Annotated in this window: 14 protein-coding genes; 6 read left to right on the top strand and 8 right to left on the bottom strand. The window is 50.6% G+C overall.

The features are described 5' to 3' along the window. Positions 1-32 precede the first annotated feature (32 nt). From AC50Y5_RS02375 to AC50Y5_RS02350, 6 genes are read right to left on the bottom strand one after another with little or no spacing between them, the layout of a single operon-like run. Entirely contained in the window at positions 33-812 is a 780-nt protein-coding gene (locus AC50Y5_RS02375) for an SDR family NAD(P)-dependent oxidoreductase (protein WP_056029709.1), read from the bottom strand. Between the two features lie 50 nt (positions 813-862). Further along, the gene (locus tag AC50Y5_RS02370; RefSeq protein ID WP_200931583.1) at positions 863-1,852 is read right to left on the bottom strand and encodes an ABC transporter permease; all 990 of its coding nucleotides are present in this window, start codon (positions 1,850-1,852) and stop codon (positions 863-865) included. A gap of 17 nt (positions 1,853-1,869) precedes the next feature. Then, entirely contained in the window at positions 1,870-3,408 is a 1,539-nt protein-coding gene (locus tag AC50Y5_RS02365; protein ID WP_494858207.1) for a sugar ABC transporter ATP-binding protein, read from the bottom strand. An 18-nt stretch (positions 3,409-3,426) separates the two neighbouring features. Next, a complete protein-coding gene (locus tag AC50Y5_RS02360) occupies positions 3,427-4,467 on the bottom strand; it encodes a sugar ABC transporter substrate-binding protein (protein WP_056029712.1) in 1,041 nt (346 codons plus the stop codon). 27 nt (positions 4,468-4,494) lie between these two features. Then, positions 4,495-5,379: a nitrilase-related carbon-nitrogen hydrolase gene (locus tag AC50Y5_RS02355; RefSeq protein ID WP_056029715.1), complete on the bottom strand. Its 885-nt coding sequence runs from the start codon at positions 5,377-5,379 to the stop codon at positions 4,495-4,497. 34 nt (positions 5,380-5,413) lie between these two features. Next, positions 5,414-6,286, bottom strand: coding sequence for a polysaccharide deacetylase family protein (locus AC50Y5_RS02350; protein ID WP_056029718.1), 873 nt, complete (start codon positions 6,284-6,286; stop codon positions 5,414-5,416). 304 nt (positions 6,287-6,590) lie between these two features. Between AC50Y5_RS02350 and AC50Y5_RS02345 the strand changes: the two genes are divergently transcribed. The 6 genes from AC50Y5_RS02345 to AC50Y5_RS02320 all read left to right on the top strand — a co-directional run bounded on the left by AC50Y5_RS02345 (position 6,591) and on the right by AC50Y5_RS02320 (position 13,720). Further along, positions 6,591-8,030: a sensor histidine kinase gene (locus AC50Y5_RS02345; RefSeq protein WP_494858197.1), complete on the top strand. Its 1,440-nt coding sequence runs from the start codon at positions 6,591-6,593 to the stop codon at positions 8,028-8,030. A 2-nt stretch (positions 8,031-8,032) separates the two neighbouring features. Further along, the gene (locus tag AC50Y5_RS02340) at positions 8,033-9,433 is read left to right on the top strand and encodes a response regulator transcription factor (protein WP_056029724.1); all 1,401 of its coding nucleotides are present in this window, start codon (positions 8,033-8,035) and stop codon (positions 9,431-9,433) included. A gap of 121 nt (positions 9,434-9,554) precedes the next feature. Beyond that, positions 9,555-10,307, top strand: a complete 753-nt coding sequence (locus AC50Y5_RS02335) for a glucose 1-dehydrogenase (protein ID WP_056029727.1) — start codon at positions 9,555-9,557, stop codon at positions 10,305-10,307. 143 nt (positions 10,308-10,450) lie between these two features. Next, complete coding sequence (locus AC50Y5_RS02330; RefSeq protein WP_494858194.1) at positions 10,451-11,110, top strand: hypothetical protein; 660 nt, start codon at positions 10,451-10,453, stop codon at positions 11,108-11,110. Between the two features lie 165 nt (positions 11,111-11,275). Continuing rightward, a complete protein-coding gene (gene fabV, locus AC50Y5_RS02325; RefSeq protein ID WP_494858192.1) occupies positions 11,276-12,469 on the top strand; it encodes an enoyl-ACP reductase FabV in 1,194 nt (397 codons plus the stop codon). 312 nt (positions 12,470-12,781) lie between these two features. Beyond that, complete coding sequence (locus tag AC50Y5_RS02320) at positions 12,782-13,720, top strand: ribose-phosphate diphosphokinase (RefSeq protein ID WP_056029736.1); 939 nt, start codon at positions 12,782-12,784, stop codon at positions 13,718-13,720. A 95-nt stretch (positions 13,721-13,815) separates the two neighbouring features. Here the strand turns inward: AC50Y5_RS02320 and AC50Y5_RS02315 are convergent, their stop codons facing one another. Both AC50Y5_RS02315 and AC50Y5_RS02310 read right to left on the bottom strand, forming a co-directional pair. Then, positions 13,816-14,490, bottom strand: coding sequence for an NAD(P)H-dependent oxidoreductase (locus AC50Y5_RS02315; protein ID WP_494858188.1), 675 nt, complete (start codon positions 14,488-14,490; stop codon positions 13,816-13,818). A gap of 187 nt (positions 14,491-14,677) precedes the next feature. Further along, a complete protein-coding gene (locus tag AC50Y5_RS02310) occupies positions 14,678-16,969 on the bottom strand; it encodes a glycoside hydrolase family 3 protein (RefSeq protein WP_494858781.1) in 2,292 nt (763 codons plus the stop codon). Between the last annotated feature and the right edge of the window lie 280 nt (positions 16,970-17,249).

Genomic DNA, 17,249 nt, shown 5'->3' with positions numbered 1-17,249 from the left:
GTATGCTTCCTCCGCCATTTTGGCATCCGGTTCTATTTTTGCTTCCATACATCTGGAGGACCGGCAGATACGCCGCCATCCAGTACAAATTCCGCTCCTGTCGCATATGAAGATTCATCGGAGGCAAGATACAGGGCCAGCCGTGCTACGTCGAGCGTACTGCCTACTTTGCCAAGGGGAACAAGCGCCCCTTGATCCTCCACCTTCTTGCTTGCAAGCTCTGCCGCATAATCTATCATTTGCGTATGAATATAGCCAGGATGAATGGAGTTGACCCGAATATTCGCTGAAGCAAACTCAAGCGCCGCATCCTTCGACATAATGCGGACAGCCCCTTTGGTCGCGCCATACAGCGTGAGCCCTGAGGCCCCAAACAGGCCCGCATTGGATGATGCATTAATAATCGAGCCGCCTTTGCCACCGGCCAGCATCAGGGGAATAATATGCTTCATTCCAAGAAAAACTCCTGTTACATTAACGGACATCAGGCGCTCCCAATCCGCAAGCGTCGTCTCCAGCAGCGGCTTAATCAAAAACAGCCCCGCATTGTTGAATAAAATATCCGCTTTGCCGTAAATGTTCGCCGTCTGAGCAGCAACCTCCTCCCAGTCCGTCTCGCTGCGTACATCATGCTTAACGAATAAAGCTTGTCCGCCCAGCTCTATGATTTCCTTGACAGTCCTCAGACCGCTATCCTCGTCAATATCCGTTACAACGGCGCTGGCCCCCTCGCCTGCAAACAGCAAGCTGGTCGCTCTACCAATTCCCGTTCCACCGCCAGTGATGACGGCCGTTTTTCCTTTTAGGCGCATTCAAACGTCTCCCTTCCGGACTATACGATCCAAACGATGGACATGCCTGCTCAAGTCTGCGTCTTCGTGCGGGCGTAATAATCGAACATAACCGCGCCGATAATAATGCAGCCTTTGAATACAGACTGCCAGTACGGGCTTAGCGACAAACTGTCAAAGACGTTGGACAGCACCGCCAAAATACAGCCTCCCACAATCGTTCTCCAGATCGCTCCTTCGCCCCCGCTTAGCGAGGTTCCGCCAATGACGACTGCCGCAATTACGTCCAGTGCAATCGTCTCGCCGATATTCGCCTGACCTTGGCCGAGCCGTGAAGCAATGAGAATGCCAGATACAGCTGCGCACAATCCGCTTAAGCCGTAAGTGCTGGAAATAAGCCAGTTCACGCGAAGGCCGGACAAGCGGCTCGCTTCCTTATTGCCACCAAGCGCATACAGCGAACGGCCATAGGTTGTAAAAGCAAGCACGATCGCACCAACGACGTAAACGAGGAATAGCAGGAACACCGCGATGGGAATCGCGCCAAGCTCGCCGGAGCCCATCCATTGAAACGATTCTTTTTGGACAAAGAAAGGCTGGGCATTGGAATAAATAAGGGCAATTCCCGTAAACACAGAGCCTGTCCCCAGCGTAGCTACAAATGGTGGAACCCTGAGCCTCGTCACGAGCACACCATTAATGAGTCCTGCAGCCAAGCCGACAACGAGTGTAATGGCAAAAGCAACCGGAAGCGGCATGCTGTCCGCATAGCTCGCAATTAAAGTGGCGCACAGCGCATAAATGCCGCCCACCGACATATCGAGTCCGCCTGTAATCATTACAAAGGTCATCCCAATGCTCATAATGCCGACAATCGCGAGCTGGCTAAAAATATTGACTAAGTTCGCCGGGCGCAAAAAACCCGGATACAGGATGGCAGACAAACCAACCACAACGATAAAAGCAACGACCACTCCGTAGCGCAGCATGAGGCTATTCATATTTTTGAACAATCCCTGTCGCTCCATATTCCTATTAAGCTGATTTTCCAGCGTGCTCATACGATAACCCCCTTTTTCTAAAATGTAGCTTGCAAAATATGATCGACGCTAATTTCCGAGCGCTGGCTCAGCTCCTTCACCAGCCGTCCTTTGGACAGCACCAGCACGCGGTTGCTTACGGCAATGACCTCCTCCAGCTCTGAGGAAATAATGACAATCGCCATGCCTTCGTTTGCAAGCTGGCGTAATATTTTCAGCACCTCGACCTTGACGCCAATATCAATGCCACGGGTAGGCTCATCGACAATGAGCACCTTCGGGCGCAAATTGCATACTTTCGCCAGCAGCACCTTCTGCTGATTGCCTCCGGAGAGATTGCGGCAAAGCGTTTGAATCGGACGGGTAAGGCCAAATCTTTTGCTAAGTCCATCAGCGATATGGCCGGCCTTCGCCTTGTGGTAAAAGCCCAGCTTCTTGACCTGCCCAAAGTTAACCATGTTGATATTGTCCTCGCAGGACATTCCGAGCACCAGCCCCTGATGCTTGCGATCCTCCGGCGCCAAGGCAATGCCCAGGCTCATCGGATAGCCTGGCTCACGCGGCCATTTGACCTGCTTTCCTTCAATCCACAGAGTGCCGGTCGATTTGGGCTCAAGTCCGGCCAGCGCCCGCACGAGCGTCGTCCTCCCCGAGCCTACCAGCCCGCCGATGCCGACGATTTCGCCGGCATGGAGCGTAATCGCAATATCCTCGATTGCGCCCGGCACACTCACCCCGGTTGCCCGAAGCAGCTCCGGGCCGGGAGGGGTATCCTCATGCTGGGTTTCCTGCGTCACTCTGACAATTTCCTCCGCCACCTCTGCACCTAGCATGGAAGACACCAGCTTGTCCTTCGTCCAATAGGCACGCGGCTGGCTCACAATCTTCTCCCCATTGCGCAATATCGTCACGCTATCGCTGAGCTCAAGCACTTCATCGAGATGATGGCTCACATAAATGATCGTAATACCGCCCGCTTGCAGCGTCTTGATCGTTTTCAGCAGCGACTTGCGCTCAGGGGGAGCGAGCGAAGCCGTCGGTTCATCCAAGATCAGGATGCTTGCATTCAGCTGGAGGCCCCGCATAATTTCCAGCATTTGCTGATCGGCAATCGACATATTCCCCGCCCGCTGGAGCGGCGAAATATTCACACCCATTATTGCGCAAAGCTCCATGTAGCGCTTTGTCATCCGCTTGCGGGAAATAAAGCCGTTGACCGACAAGAGCTGCCCTAGAAAAACATTTTCCAGCGCACTGAGATTGGGGGCAATCGTCAGCTCCTGATAAATCGTCGCAACACCGAGCTTGCGCGAGGACCTTGGGTCGCCGTAATGCAGCTCGCTGCCAAATATGCGGACGCTCCCCTCGCTCGGAGCTGTCCGGCCGGACAAAATGCCAAGCAGCGTCGATTTTCCCGCTCCATTTTGTCCAACCAGCGAATGAATTTCTCCGCGCTGAATGTCGATATTCACCCCGTTCAGGGCGCGAAAGCCTCCATAGGACTTAATAAGCTCCGATATTTCAATCGCCATTTCCTTCTTTACCGGCACCGCTTCAGCCACAGCTCCTCCACTCATTCGCAACCTCTCCTCCGCTTAATATTCTGGCAATCCTTTAGCTGTAAAATCAGCCATGTTGTCCTTATAGACGAACGGTGTGCCAGGGAGAATCGGATCTTTGGTCAGATCGATATATTTCTCTACTTCTTTACCGTTGAACGAATCGTAGAGCGCCTGGATCGCATGCTGAACCTCCTCGACCGGAAGCATGACAACCGTCGATTTGATTTTGCCGGAGCTTACCGAATCAAAGGCCCATTTGTCGCCGCCGAAATCATAGACCGCTACATCATCGCGTTTGGCCGCATCAATCGCTTTAACGACGCCGACGGTCATGCCCGAATAGTTGGAGAAAATAACGTCGAGGTTTTTATTGGCCTGCAAAATATTTTGTGCCACTTGGAACGCCTCGTTCGCCGTATAAGTCGTCGCATGCATGCCAATCAGCTTCCACTCCGGGTGATTTGGCAGCTCGCTGTCAAAGGCTGCCTTCATGCTCAAGTACGGACCGCCAGTTGCCGGGCCGCCAATGACGGCGATTGTGCCGCCTTCCGGCTTGTCGCTGAAAATTTTATTCACGATTTCTTTATAAACGTTGACTTCCTGACCGCCCACATAAGTCAGCGTTCCTTCCTGCCAATCCGGCGATCCGCACAGCGTAGCATTAATGATGGCTACCGCTACACCTTTGGCCGGCACATCCTTGGACAACACCTTGCAGAGCTGGTTGCCATCGACCGGTTCAACGACGAACCCTTTATATTTCCCGGTTGTCACCGCATTTTGAATTTGATTGAGCTGCGTCAACGGATCAAAGCGTCCGTCGAACGTATCGATTTCGAATCCGAGCTCCTTCGCTTTGGATTCTGCTGCTTCCAACCCTTTTTGAAGATATGCATTTGAGGCTCCAGCGGAAAAATATGCAATTTTCCCAGCTCCGCCCGCTGCGTCTGACGAGCCAGACGGCTCGGGTGAATCGGTGCCTGGACTGGAGCTATTTCCGCTGCAAGCGGAGGCTGCAAAAACAAGAACAAGAAGGGCGATTCCTGCTATCATGTGCGCGGATAAACGTTTCATATAAAATCCTCTCCCTTTTCTCATAAGTTAGTTGGAACGTTCCTGTGCATATGGAGCATGATTTGCGTACATTCCGCTTTTGCGAATGCGGTCATTGAAAGTCGTCGCCGCGCCAGTCTTGCGATTTTCATAAAGCAAATCCAGATTGACGGCTCCAGTTATGACGGTTTGTACGTTCGTTTCCGCTTCAACAGCTATGCCGTTGGCCGTCCACGGCGTGTCGCATGGCGTCAATATTGCGGAGCGGCCATAACCGCTGTCAATCGGCTTGCCGATCTCACAAATCGTCGGGCAATGCACGACATAAATCTGATTTTCAATGCTGCGGGACTGCGCGCAATGACGAACCCGCCAAAAACCGAACTCCGTGTACGTATAGGATGGACAAAATACAATATCCGCTCCCTGCCTGCTCAAAATATGGGAGACCTCGGGAATTTCAGCCTCATAGCAAATCGCAATGCCAATGCGGGCCGGACCAATGTCAAAGACGTTCAGCTCCTCGCCTTCCCTCGTCTTCCAATTGCCCTCTGCGGGAAAAATATGCGATTTCTTATGCTCCGCTATGTCGCCATTCGGCTGAAAGATCGTGCTTACATTAAAATAATCCTCGCCCCGCTTCTCCAAATGTGAACCGGCGACAATAATTTGCCCCCGCTGCGCTGCAAGGTCTGCGAACAGTTTCTTGAAAGGAACGGTAAATTGGTCCAGCCTCATCATCGCTGACGGTCCCGCTGTCTCCCAATCAGGGAATGAGGTCAGCAGGCCAACGGTGAACAGCTCAGGGAACAGCACATAATCCGAATCCAGCGGCACTTCCTCCATCAGCCCTCGAACCTGCCGTTCAAAGTCTTCAAAGCCGGATACACGCTCGGCGCGGAACTGTACAGCAGAAATACGAATGTTTGTCATAGTTGCCTCCTATTTAACCAGTGTAGGCTTTCTCTTATGAGTTGCTTGCATCTGCCTCGTTATCGGTATAGGCATCATAAATTTCACCTAGCGTTGCGAACCAGGCTCCGCGCGATTCCATATGCTGAATCAGCTTCTCCAGCATTTGAATGTTATGCGCCCGGCCAATCGTCTGCGGATGTGTCGTCAGCACATAACATGCGCCCTCTTCATGGTCACAAGCATAGTCAAAAATATCTCTCCAACGCTCGAATACCTCATGCGTAGAGCGCATGCCTTCCGCTCCGCCAATGACATATTCTTGGGTTGGAAAATCATCCAAATACCATGAAACCGGAATTTCCACGATTCGGCTAGGCGGGCCAAATACATTCGCCTTGTCCATATTAATCTCTACGACTTCCCTTGGGCGGTAGGGATGCAAATCATTGCCCATCAGACTGCTGTCATAGCTGAATCCGTGCTTCTCCAGCAGCTTCAAGGTATTGGGGCTGTAATCCCATGCAGGCGAGCGGTAGCCGCGCGGCTTGACCCCCAGCCTATCCAGCGCCGCAAAGCCGCGGAGCAAAATTTCTTCCTCTTCTTCATAGCTCATATGGGTTGGATTTTCATGCGCATAACCGTGATGGCAGATTTCATGTCCGGCGGCTACGATTTCACGACATACCTCCATATGCGTGTCGATCGTATGGCCCGGAATGCACCAGGTTGTCGTGATGCCGTATTTGCGGAACAAATGAAGCAAGCGCGGTGCGCCCACCTCTGCGCAAAATTCGCCGCGTGACAGATAGGCAGGCGAGAAGCGGTCGAATGTCCCCATCCATACGGATGCTGCATCAAAATCGACACCGATGTTTACGGCGACCTTTTTTCCTGTAGGAAGTTTCACCTTACCAGATCGTTGCATTTTTAACCCTCCCGTTAACTTTTCTCACATGATTTTGTCATTCGTCTGATTTAGGGCTTAGAGCCAGTTGCATTTGCCCCGGCCGCTTGAATTCATTATAAGATCGCTTACAAAACAAAAAAACTCTAACAATTTGCGGAAAGGTGTACTTTTTTACGGTATCAGGTTAATATTTCCTACACATTCATGCATTTATTTTTCAAATAACACTTGTCAAGCTCTTTACTATTCATGATATATTAATTAACAAGCGTTATAAAAGTCTATCGTCTATACCATGATCAGAAATTAAAGGAGGGTCCCGGTGGCGAGAGTGCCTTTGAGTGTAAAATATAAAATGATGCTTGTTCATACCATCGTCATTATGATTCCGATAATTGCTGTCCAGTGGTTGGCTTTTCAGGCGCTGAGCAGCAAGCTCTACGATAATGTTGTAGAGAGTAATCTCAATATTTTAGATGAAGCAAGCAACAGCCTGATCTTTCTTAATCTCAATGCACTGCAGCTGGAGGATAAAGGAAACGATCAGGTCCAGCAATTTATTTTATATGGCCTTGCCAATACCGCCATGGGAAAAGACAGCGACGTCATTATTAGCAACCATAGCGGGCAAACGTTATTTTCCACGAATAAGCATCTCGCTTCCAAGCATCTGCATGAACAAATTTTCACATCCAAGGAGGGCAAAGGCTCATTTACCGTCGATTATCTGCATGTCAAACGGGTCGTCTTCTATTCGTATAATGCTTTCGCAGACTGGTACATTATTGTGTACACGCCGGAATCATCCATTATGGAAAAGCTGTCGTACATTCATCATTTAATGGGTATTCTGATGCTTTCGAGCGGAATTATGTGCGTCGTGCTCATTATTATTCTATCGATCTACTATTCGGGACCGATTATTATGTTAAATCGGAAAATGCGGCAATACGCCACCGGAAAAATCGAAATGATGCGCCCAAGCCGGCGCCAAGACGAGGTTGAGGAATTGGAGGGCTACTTCGAGGACATCGTTATTCGGCTGAAGGAAAGCGTAAATCGGGAATATGAGATGAAAATGAAATCCGATAAAGCGAAGCTGCTGGCGCTGCAAGCACAAATTAATCCGCATTTTCTCCATAATGCACTGGAAACGATCAATTCCATTGCCCTGATCCACCGTGTGCCGCTCATTTCAGAGCTTGCTCGCTCCCTGTCCCAGATGTTCCGCTACAATATTGTCAATGAAGAGAAGCTTGTGACAATCGATGATGAGCTTCATCATATTGAGCATTATTTGAAGGTTCAATTAATCCGCTTCGATCAAGCGATTCAAACGAAAATCGATATTGATCCCAACGTCCGAAAGAGCCGCACGATCAAATTCGTCCTGCAGCCTATTATTGAAAATAGCATTGTGCACGGCTTTCGAAATATAGACAAGGAAGGCTTTATTAACATTACCGGGTACTGCGAACGAAGCCGGGTTATTCTCACCATCCGCGACTCCGGCGAAGGCATGAGCGAGGAAGAAGTCCAGCAAATGAACGATAAGCTTGGCAATTTGGACATGTCGCTTAGCCTGGAGCAGGATTCGCAGGAATCGGCTGGGCATAATCGCGCTTATGAATACGGAATCGGCATATACAACGTCAATAACCGCATCAAGCTTGCTTTTGGCGAGCAATACGGCCTCACTTACCGCGCTATGGAGGAAGGACTGCTGGTCATCATTACATTGCCTTATCAACCGGAGGGATAATCATGTACAAGACTATCATTGTGGAAGATGAGCCATGGATTCGCAAAGGAATTGAAGAGGTTATCCCTTGGAATGAGCTGCCCCTGCTGCATGCTGGCAGCTTCCGCGATGGCCTGGAGGCGCTGGAATGGCTGGCTTGCAATGAAGCCGATATCGTCATTACCGATATTCGAATGCCCAAGGTGGACGGCATTGAAATGCTGGGCCGGATTGCGGCCACAAACGGCAAGCAGCCAAAATGCATCATTTTATCTGGATACGATGATTTTAGTTATGCTAAAAAAGCGATTGCTTACGGGGTTAAAGAATATTTGCTGAAGCCGATTAACCCCCAGGAAATAGCGCGCGCCATGGAGAAGCTGACCGCTGAACTAGACAAGGAAAGCAGCACGCGCAATATAGAGCTGAAAAATCGTGTTTGCGAAATTATTCTTGACGACACGACACTGGCTGCCTGCGAGGAGCTGCCTTATTCAAGCCTTTGTCTGCTGCTTGCGAATGAGCCGCTTCCGCAGCAAAGCGAGCTTCCGTTAGGGATTACCCTCATCGCCATTCCGCTTGGCTCGCATACGGTGTATTGCGCGGCTTCTGACGAGAAGGACAAGCTTGCCGAATGGCTGAAGCTCCTCCCTCCGTTTGAAGCTAATGCAGCAAGGGTATCCAGTGCTATTTTTAATGGGGATGCCCAGTCTTTGCAGCAAGCCTACCGAGAAGCCGAAAAACAACTGCATATGCTGCGTTGCTCGACTACCGCAAGTCAGGTGGGCTTGACGCCACAGGATGAGAACAGCTTTGCACTTTCGGTTCAGAAGGAAGGCAAGCAAGCGGTGTTAAAGCTGCTTGAGGAATATGAGCAGCGGTTCCACACCTTTGAGGAACGGTGGATTGTGTATTTGCAGCTCTGGATTTCTATCAGCAAACATGCAACGAGTCCTTCCTGCCTGGAAGGACTGCAATCGTTGAACGAGCTTAAACGCACGAACACGCTTGTGTCGCTGGCCGCTTGGCGTTCGCAGCAGCTTGAGCCCCTTATTGACAAGCTGGCAGATGGCGTGCTGGCGACGAATGGCTCCAGCTCCCATACCGCACTTAGCATTAAACGATATGTGGAACAAAACTATCGCAACTCTTCCCTGTCGCTGCTGGAGGCAGCCGAGCGCTTTCAGCTGTCCTTCTCCTATTTGAGCAGCTTATTCAAATCGCAATATGGCGTCAATTTCACTGTATTCGTTACAAACCTGAGGGTAGAGGAAGCTAAGCGAATGCTCTCCACCTCTAGGCAAACGGTCTATGAAATTGGCGAGCTGGTCGGCTTTAATGATGTGAAATATTTTGTTCGCGTCTTCAAGAAAGCGACGGGAATAACGCCCAGCTCCTATCGGGAATTAAATGGGAGCCTCTAATCGTCTTTTAACCACTAAAACGTACACCCAGCTTGAATATTTGGAATTTACCGCCGCCAGCGTTCCTCCTATCCTAGTTATATAAAGACAGTTGTATAACTTACCTGGAGGTGCATACGGCATGAAACGATTGCAAAATAAAGTAGCCCTTGTCACTGGAGCAGCCGGAGGAATTGGAGCCGCTATAGCCGCTGTCTTCGCAGCCGAAGGCGCCAAGGTTGTGCTGACAGACCTATCGGAAGCCGCGCTGAAAGAAACCGCTGAAGCTATTCGCGAAACGGGCGGCGATGTATACCCACTTGCTCAGGATGTCTCGTCGGAGCAACAATGGCAGCATGTGACCCTGCAGGCCGTCCATCGTTATGGAAAACTAAATATTTTGGTCAATAACGCAGGCATCGCTTCGCCCTTCAACGTGGAGGAGGAAACGGTGGAGCGTTGGGATAAGGTTCAGGCGGTCAACTCCCGCGGCGTGTTTCTAGGCATGAAATACGCCGTGCCTGAAATCCGCAAAGCCGGAGGCGGCTCGATCATTAATATTTCTTCGATTTTCGGCATCATTGGCGCAGGTGGAGAAGCTGCCTATCACGCCTCTAAGGGAGCCGTGCGGCTGCTGACAAAAACGACAGCGATCGATTTAGCCAAAGACTTTATTCGTGTCAACTCCATTCATCCCGGGATGATTGAAACACCGATGACCGAGCATAAACTGACCAATCCCGCGGGACTTGAAGCAGCCAAGCAGGTTACGCCATGGCCAAGGCTCGGCAAGCCAACTGACATCGCTTATGGCGCGCTGTATCTCGCATCGGATGAGTCGAGCTTCGTCACCGGCTCCGAGCTCGTCATTGACGGCGGCTGGGTTGCCCATTAATAAGTAGAGGAATCTTCTAGCTCAGCACTCCAAGTTATTTTTTTGTTTTGCCGGCTTTCTCCGTTTTTTCACTTTTATCGCTTATCTTATAGAGGCCGGCAAGCACATACAAACTAACTATAACCTTTAGGAGTGATTGAACGATGAAAAAACTAATCCCGATTACACTGGGACTTGCCCTTACCTTCTCCAGCTCTGCATTTGCTGCACAAACGATAAATTCCGCAGCACCAGTCAAGACAGCTGCAGCGATTACGGCTTCCAGCCAAACCGCGATTAAAACAGCAACAAGCGGCGGCTTTACCGTCAAAACCGATCTGTTCGCCATCATTACTAGCCAACCGCTGCTCAAGCTGCTGAATGTAACGCGTGACGAACTGAACACTCAGCTGAAAGCGGGCAAAACGCTGGAAACGATTGCTAATTCGAAAGGCGTATCTACAGACAAGGTCATCAGCTGCTTAATGCAGATTCAAACGACCCAAATCGCAGCCAATGTCAAAGCAGGCAAGCTGACGCAAGCTAAATCGACCCAAGTCGTAAATGAGCTGAAAACACAAGTTAAAAAAGCCGTTCAGCAAAAGTACGTTACAACGACGACTACCACTACTACGACAAAAACAACGACGACGAGTAAAACTGCCGCAGATAGCAAAAGCAGCGCGGTAGACAATGTAAGGCTAAACGCAGCAGCCAAGGCGCTGGGACTTACCGAAGCGCAGCTTAAAAAACAGGCGGAAGCAGGCAAATCGATCGTCCAAGTTGCCAGCCAGATTAAAACAGCCGGCGAGCATTTTGAATAACCCCGCTTGAACCTTTCCAGCAGCATCTCACGCAAGGCCGACTCTACTCGGTCTTGCGTTTTTTCGTGCCCTTCCATTTGAACGGAAAAATCGGTAAAATGGTAGAGAATTGTTCAGCAATATGGATAGCAAGCCCATTTTACAAATAGGAAGGAATAATTAAATATGATCATTCAACCTAAAACACGCGGTTTTATTTGTACGACAGCACACCCGGAAGGCTGCGCTGAGCAAGTCCTTCGTCAAATCCAGTATGTTGCATCCAAGCCAGCTATTGCAGGACCGCGCAATGTGCTCGTAATCGGCGCTTCGACAGGCTACGGTCTGGCATCGCGCATCGTTTCCTCCTTTGCAGCTGGCGCCAATACGATTGGCGTTTATTTTGACAAAGCCGCTGAAGGCGCGCGTACCGCTTCCGCAGGCTGGTACAACTCCGCTGCTTTCGAGAAAGCCGCTGCTGAAGCTGGGCGCAAATCGTACAGCATCGTTGGCGACGCTTTCTCTGATGAGATCAAAGCCCAAACGATTGACCTGATCCGCAGCGAACTGGGCAGCATTGATCTGGTCGTGTACAGTGTAGCTTCGCCTCGCCGTACCCATCCGAAAACCGGTGAAACCTTTTCTTCGGTCATTAAGCCGATTGGCGGAACCTATACGAACAAAACGGTTAACTTCCACAGCGGCGATGTAACGGAAGCTACGATTGAGCCAGCAACTGAGGAAGAAATCAGCCAGACGATTGCCGTTATGGGCGGCGAGGACTGGCAAATGTGGATCGATCAGCTTGAGGAAGCAGGCGTATTGGCAGACGGCGCAACGACTGTTGCCTACTCCTATATCGGACCTGAAATTACGCATGCGGTTTACCGTGAAGGCACGATTGGTTATGCTAAAAATGATCTCGAAGCAACGGCGAAGCGCCTGAGCGAGCAGCTCAGCACGAAAGGCGGACGTGCCTACGTCTCCGTCAACAAAGCGCTCGTTACCCAATCCAGTTCGGCGATTCCGGTTGTACCTCTGTACATTTCCGCGCTGTATAAGGTAATGAAAGAAAACGGAACGCATGAAGGCTGCATTGAGCAAATGTACCGCCTGTTCTCGGATCGCCTGTACAATGCTTCTGGAGAAACGCTTGTTGATGACAGAGGCCTCATCCGCGTTGACGATTGGGAAATGAGACCTGAAATTCAAGCTGAGGTTGCAAAGCTATGGTCAGAGCTGACTACAGAAAATGTGTACGAGCTGTCCGACCTTGCTGGCTACCGCAAAGAGTTTTTCCAGCTATTCGGCTTTGAAACCGACGGCATTGATTATGAAGCTGATGCCAATCCGGATGTTGCAATCCCTAACCTTCGTTAATCGCTAATACTAATAAGACAGCCTCCACACTTGCGTTAATCGCAGACTTGGAGGCTGTTTTTGTATTTATATACCAGCTGCCAGCAAGTCGGGGGCTTGTTGCCTTTAAACGAAAACCCTCGTCCAAACGGACGCTAGCTTCCTAAATTGAACGAACTATGACTTGAATCTGACCTCCTTCAATGTATAATGGAATGTAGTAGTTTTTCGTAGCAAACTTAAGTTTACGCTTGCGAAATCGTTTTGCTGCGCAAAACTTAAGTTTATGCTTTCGAAGTAGTTTTGCTGCGCAAAACTTGAAGGAGGAGCACAATGCAGAAGGTAAAAATATTTTCGGGATCATCCAATCGCGCGCTTGCCGAGGAAATTTGTGGTTCACTCGGAATTCCGCTGGGCAATGTAGCGATATCCCGTCAGCAAAGCGGCGAAATTCACGTATCGTATGAAGAACCTATTCGGACATGCCATGTCTTTATTGTACAAGCGCTGTCCCATCCGGTTAATGAACATTTAGTGGAATTGATGATTATGATCGATGCGGCGAAGCGCGCTTCCGCCAAAACCATCAATCTCGTCATCCCTTATTATGGATATGCGCGCCAGGAACGCAAATCCGCTCCTCGTGAGCCGATTTCCGCCAAGCTGGTAGCTGATGTGCTGACTACGGTCGGTGCTCACCGCATCATTACCGTGGATTTGCATGCAGATCCTATTCAAGGCTTTTTCGAAATTCCGGTCGATCATCTGACGGCTCTGGATCTCATTATCAGACATTTGAAAAGCCAAAATATCGTCAATCCCGTCGTCGTTTCGCCGGATGCTGGACGAGCTTCAACGGCTGAGAAGCTGGCGAACTATTTGGATTGCCCATTTGCGATTATGATCAAAAACCGCCCTGCCCACAACCAATCGGAAATTACCCATATTATCGGTGAAGTAGAAGGCATGACGCCGATTATTATTGAGGATCTGATCGATACAGGCAGCACCATCGTAAACGTCGTAGAAGCGCTCCACAAAAAAGGCGCTCATGACGCCTACGTTTGCGCGACGCACGGCTTGTTCTCGGCCAACGCCATAGAGAAGCTGACGCATCCGAACATCCGCCAGGTGGTTGTAACGGATACGATTGCCCTAAGCGATCATTCGGACAAGTTTTTCGTTCTGCCGATGTCGCCACTCATTGCAACCGCCATTAAGATCATTTCCGAAGGCGGCTCGCTCGATAAGCTCTTCAAAATCGGCGGCTAATCTTTTATAGCGATACATGCCGCAATAGCGGCAACGCAAAAACGCATTGGAGTGCTGCCAGCAAGCAGCCTTCCAATGCGTTTTATTATAAAAACTTAGTCAACCCACTGCACGATGTCCTCTAAAGGCAGCCTTGATTTTGGGCGCTTTGGCTCAGCGAGCCGGTAGCCAAAAGCGGCCATTACGGAAACTTCCATATTCCCGCCCTCCAGCAGCCCTTCCCCGTCCAAAATCGCATGCACCTGATCCAGATTAAAGCCTTCAATCGGACAGGAATCAATGCCAATTTGCGCAGCTGCGGTCATCATATTGGCCAGCGGGATATACGTTTGCTTCGACGACCAATCCAGCAGCGTACGCTCATTATCCAGCAAATGCAGATCTGACTCCTGAAAAGCCTTATAAATAACAGGCACCTTCTGATACACTTCCTCGCGCATCCCTTTTACCTGCGTGTACATATACTTCATATATTCCGAATCATAACGCACATTGCGGCGGGCTAGAAGAACGATAAAATGGCTAGCCGTTTCCAGCTGTTTCTTCGCTCCCCAGGATACTTCAGCCAGCTTCGCGCGCAGCTCCTGGTTTTGAACAATGATAAATTTCCATGGCTCCAGCCCAATGGAGCTAGGAGACAGCCTGCCCGTTTCCAAAATAAAATGAAAATCCTCATCGGATATTTTTCGCTCGGGGTCAAATTCCTTCGTCGCATGCCTGAACCACAACGCGTCCAGGATCTGCTGTTTGTTTGCTTCGTAATCGTTCATGCTTCGCTTCCTTTCCAAACCGATAAATTAATCATAATGGAATTTTCGGCTTGAAACAAGGGGACGCCTTTATGCCGCCTGCCAGGCTCCTAACACTTGTGAACAGGCGAACAACGCCCGCCAGCATCAGCTTTCTGACAGTGGCGGGCGTTGTTGATTAGCCATACATAGGCTATTAATCGGCATGTTATTTCGTACTGTGCTTGCCGCCAGCATATTTTGCCGTCCTTGCATCCTGAATGACACCGCTCCAGTTCAGCCCGTAGCCGAAATCGTACGCATGGCCTGCTGTGTCCACATACACATCCATATCATGCGGCGTGTCTTCAAACTGCTCTTCTACCGTCAACATGTCCCGCGGCATTTGGAATGGCAGCAGACCAGATGGCTCGGAAGCACCGATAAGCGTCTCCAGCAGAGCCTGCTCCTGCAAGCCAAAATGGGCAATAATAGCATCGGCTTCAGCTTCAAATTCAGCGACTACCGCTGGGTTGCTGAGCGTAATCGAAACGATAACGGGCTTGCCCTTCATTTTCGCTTTCGTGTCCAGCACCATATCCAGATCGGATTCATTGGCAACGGTAACCGTCTTCCCTTTGTAGCTGCGATTCAGCACATCGCGAGCATCGCCTGCAAGACTCGTCTCACGAGCATGTACAGCCGTATAAGGACGGTATTGAAGGCTGACCGGCACATAGCCATTTCCGCCCGCTTCGGCGTCTGCCTTGCTGTAGCCCATCGTGCTATGAGGGCTTTCGATACACACCAATGCGAAATCCGCCTGCTCAGGGTTGTCCGTCACGTCAAAATACTTCTGGACCGTATCCACACTAATTGGATAACCCTCGAAGGACGGTATCGGCAGGCCGAGCCAGCTCGCACCCTCCGGCCGGAACTTCCTAGGAATATAGACGGTCAGGCGCCCGCTTGCAGCAGGGAGCGGCAGCGTCTGCCCTTTATTTTTCAGCAGCACCATCGATTTCAGCTGGGCTTCATAGCCTGCCGCCATGAAAGTCGGGGAACCGACCGTCGCAGCCGTCTGCGCCACTTCCAAATAAGGATTTTCAAAGAGGCCAAGCCGGAAAATATTTTTCAGCAGCCGCACCGCCGATTGCTCGAAACGGCTGCGCATGAACGCCTCGCCATGCTGCTGCACGCCGATCTGATAAGCTTCAATAACCGGACCCGTCTCATTGTTGCCGCCAAATTGGTCTACGCCAGCCATGAGCAGCTTGTAATGGCGCTCCGCTACGCTGTAGCCTTCCTCCACACCCCAGCAGCGGCCGCCGCTCATCAGCCTCGTAATGTCATCGCCTTCATCTGCAGTAATGCCCCAGTCCGTGCAGACGACGCCATCGTAGCCGTACCGTTCGCGCAGCAAATCGTTTATGAGGTAGCTGTTGTAGGAGTTGCCGACATTTTCGCCATTAACCGGGTCTTGTCCCTGCGAAATCGTATAGTAAGGCATAACCGCAGAAGCTTTTCCGGTCTTGCCATCCAGCTTGAACGCCCCTTCCGTAAAAGGTCGCAAATGCTGCTCAAATTGCTCTCCTGGATAAACGGCATATTTGCCATAGCCAAAATGCGCATCACGGCCGCCTTCGCCCGAGCCGCCGCCCGGCCAATGCTTCACCATCGCATTCACGCTGTCATATCCCCAGCCTTCGGCAATTTCTTGCTCACCCTCCGACGTCTGGAAGCCGTCAATATAAGCACGGCCCATATCGGTGGACAGCTGGGGATCTTCGCCGAACGTCATGCCAAATCGGAACCAGCGCGGATCGGTGCCAATATCGACCTGTGGCGACAACGCCGTGCCAATGCCAAGTGCCCGATACTCCTTCGCTGCAACCTCGCCGAATTTTTTCGCTTCCTCCGGATCAAACGTAGCGGCAAGCCCCATCGTCTCTGGCCACATCGAGATGCTGCCGCCAGCTCCGGCATTAAATTCCTTCGTCGAATCCGTCGCGTGCCTCGGATCTGAGCTCGTATTTACCGGAATGCCCAGCCCTAAGCCTTCAACGTACGCCTGCATCGTATTGTTCCACTGCGCCGCCGTTTCCGGGCTTTCCACCATCGTCAGCAGCACATGGCGCAAATGATCCTGCTCCAGAAAAGCAAGCTGCTGGTCCGTCAGCGCATACGAGTCCGCGCCACTGTCCGCGTAGGCTTTGCCCCCATAGGTTCCGGGGTGCCAGCCCAGGCTAGCCGGAACAGCCTGATGGCTGCTGTAGAGCATAAGCCCGGCGATTTGCTCAACGCTCATTTTCGAAGCGAGATCTTCGGCCCGCTCCTGCGGACTAAGACGCCAATCCTCATATTTATCCAGCTTGCCATCCTTGTTCAAATCTTTAAAATAAAAGCCGTCCTGCTCCAAAATACGGACGCCGGACAAGGTGGAATAGCCGAGCTTCGGCCCATTTTTATTATGAATATATTGAATAGTCGTAGCCTGATCACGCTTGTCTGCCAAACCGATCCCATCCCTTCGCTTGCCTGTAGATGTGTTGCTCACCTTCTAAGTATAGCGAATTCCGCCCTGCCCAGGCTAATCGTATTCCGACTTTTTAGTTGTGATATTAAGACTATTATTAAGGTGAAACGGCTGTCGCCATCCTCTTGCAGCGCAGCGCGTTTCAATCCGAGAAATATAGAGAAAGGATAGCTTTACAATATCCTTTCCTATATTTCAAGGATGAGCCTAATAAATTCTTATATTTTGAAAAAATGGCCGCAGAGCACATTCGCGCTCCGCAGCC

Source organism: Paenibacillus sp. JT22N7, from assembly GCF_059383875.1.
The sequence above is the reverse complement of the archived record's forward strand: the minus strand, read 5'-3'. Positions and strand labels throughout refer to the sequence as shown.

Excerpts from the sequence above, each read along its gene's own strand:
- AC50Y5_RS02360 (WP_056029712.1), bottom strand. The coding sequence starts at position 4,467 with ATGAAACGTTTATCCGCGCACATGATAGCAGGAATCGCCCTTCTTGTT.
- AC50Y5_RS02315 (WP_494858188.1), bottom strand. The coding sequence starts at position 14,490 with ATGAACGATTACGAAGCAAACAAACAGCAGATCCTGGACGCGTTGTGG.
- AC50Y5_RS02355 (WP_056029715.1), bottom strand. The coding sequence starts at position 5,379 with ATGACAAACATTCGTATTTCTGCTGTACAGTTCCGCGCCGAGCGTGTA.
- AC50Y5_RS02375 (WP_056029709.1), bottom strand. The coding sequence starts at position 812 with ATGCGCCTAAAAGGAAAAACGGCCGTCATCACTGGCGGTGGAACGGGA.
- AC50Y5_RS02340 (WP_056029724.1), top strand. The coding sequence starts at position 8,033 with ATGTACAAGACTATCATTGTGGAAGATGAGCCATGGATTCGCAAAGGA.
- AC50Y5_RS02370 (WP_200931583.1), bottom strand. The coding sequence starts at position 1,852 with ATGAGCACGCTGGAAAATCAGCTTAATAGGAATATGGAGCGACAGGGA.
- AC50Y5_RS02335 (WP_056029727.1), top strand. The coding sequence starts at position 9,555 with ATGAAACGATTGCAAAATAAAGTAGCCCTTGTCACTGGAGCAGCCGGA.
- AC50Y5_RS02350 (WP_056029718.1), bottom strand. The coding sequence starts at position 6,286 with ATGCAACGATCTGGTAAGGTGAAACTTCCTACAGGAAAAAAGGTCGCC.
- AC50Y5_RS02330 (WP_494858194.1), top strand. The coding sequence starts at position 10,451 with ATGAAAAAACTAATCCCGATTACACTGGGACTTGCCCTTACCTTCTCC.
- AC50Y5_RS02365 (WP_494858207.1), bottom strand. The coding sequence starts at position 3,408 with ATGAGTGGAGGAGCTGTGGCTGAAGCGGTGCCGGTAAAGAAGGAAATG.
- fabV (WP_494858192.1), top strand. The coding sequence starts at position 11,276 with ATGATCATTCAACCTAAAACACGCGGTTTTATTTGTACGACAGCACAC.
- AC50Y5_RS02320 (WP_056029736.1), top strand. The coding sequence starts at position 12,782 with ATGCAGAAGGTAAAAATATTTTCGGGATCATCCAATCGCGCGCTTGCC.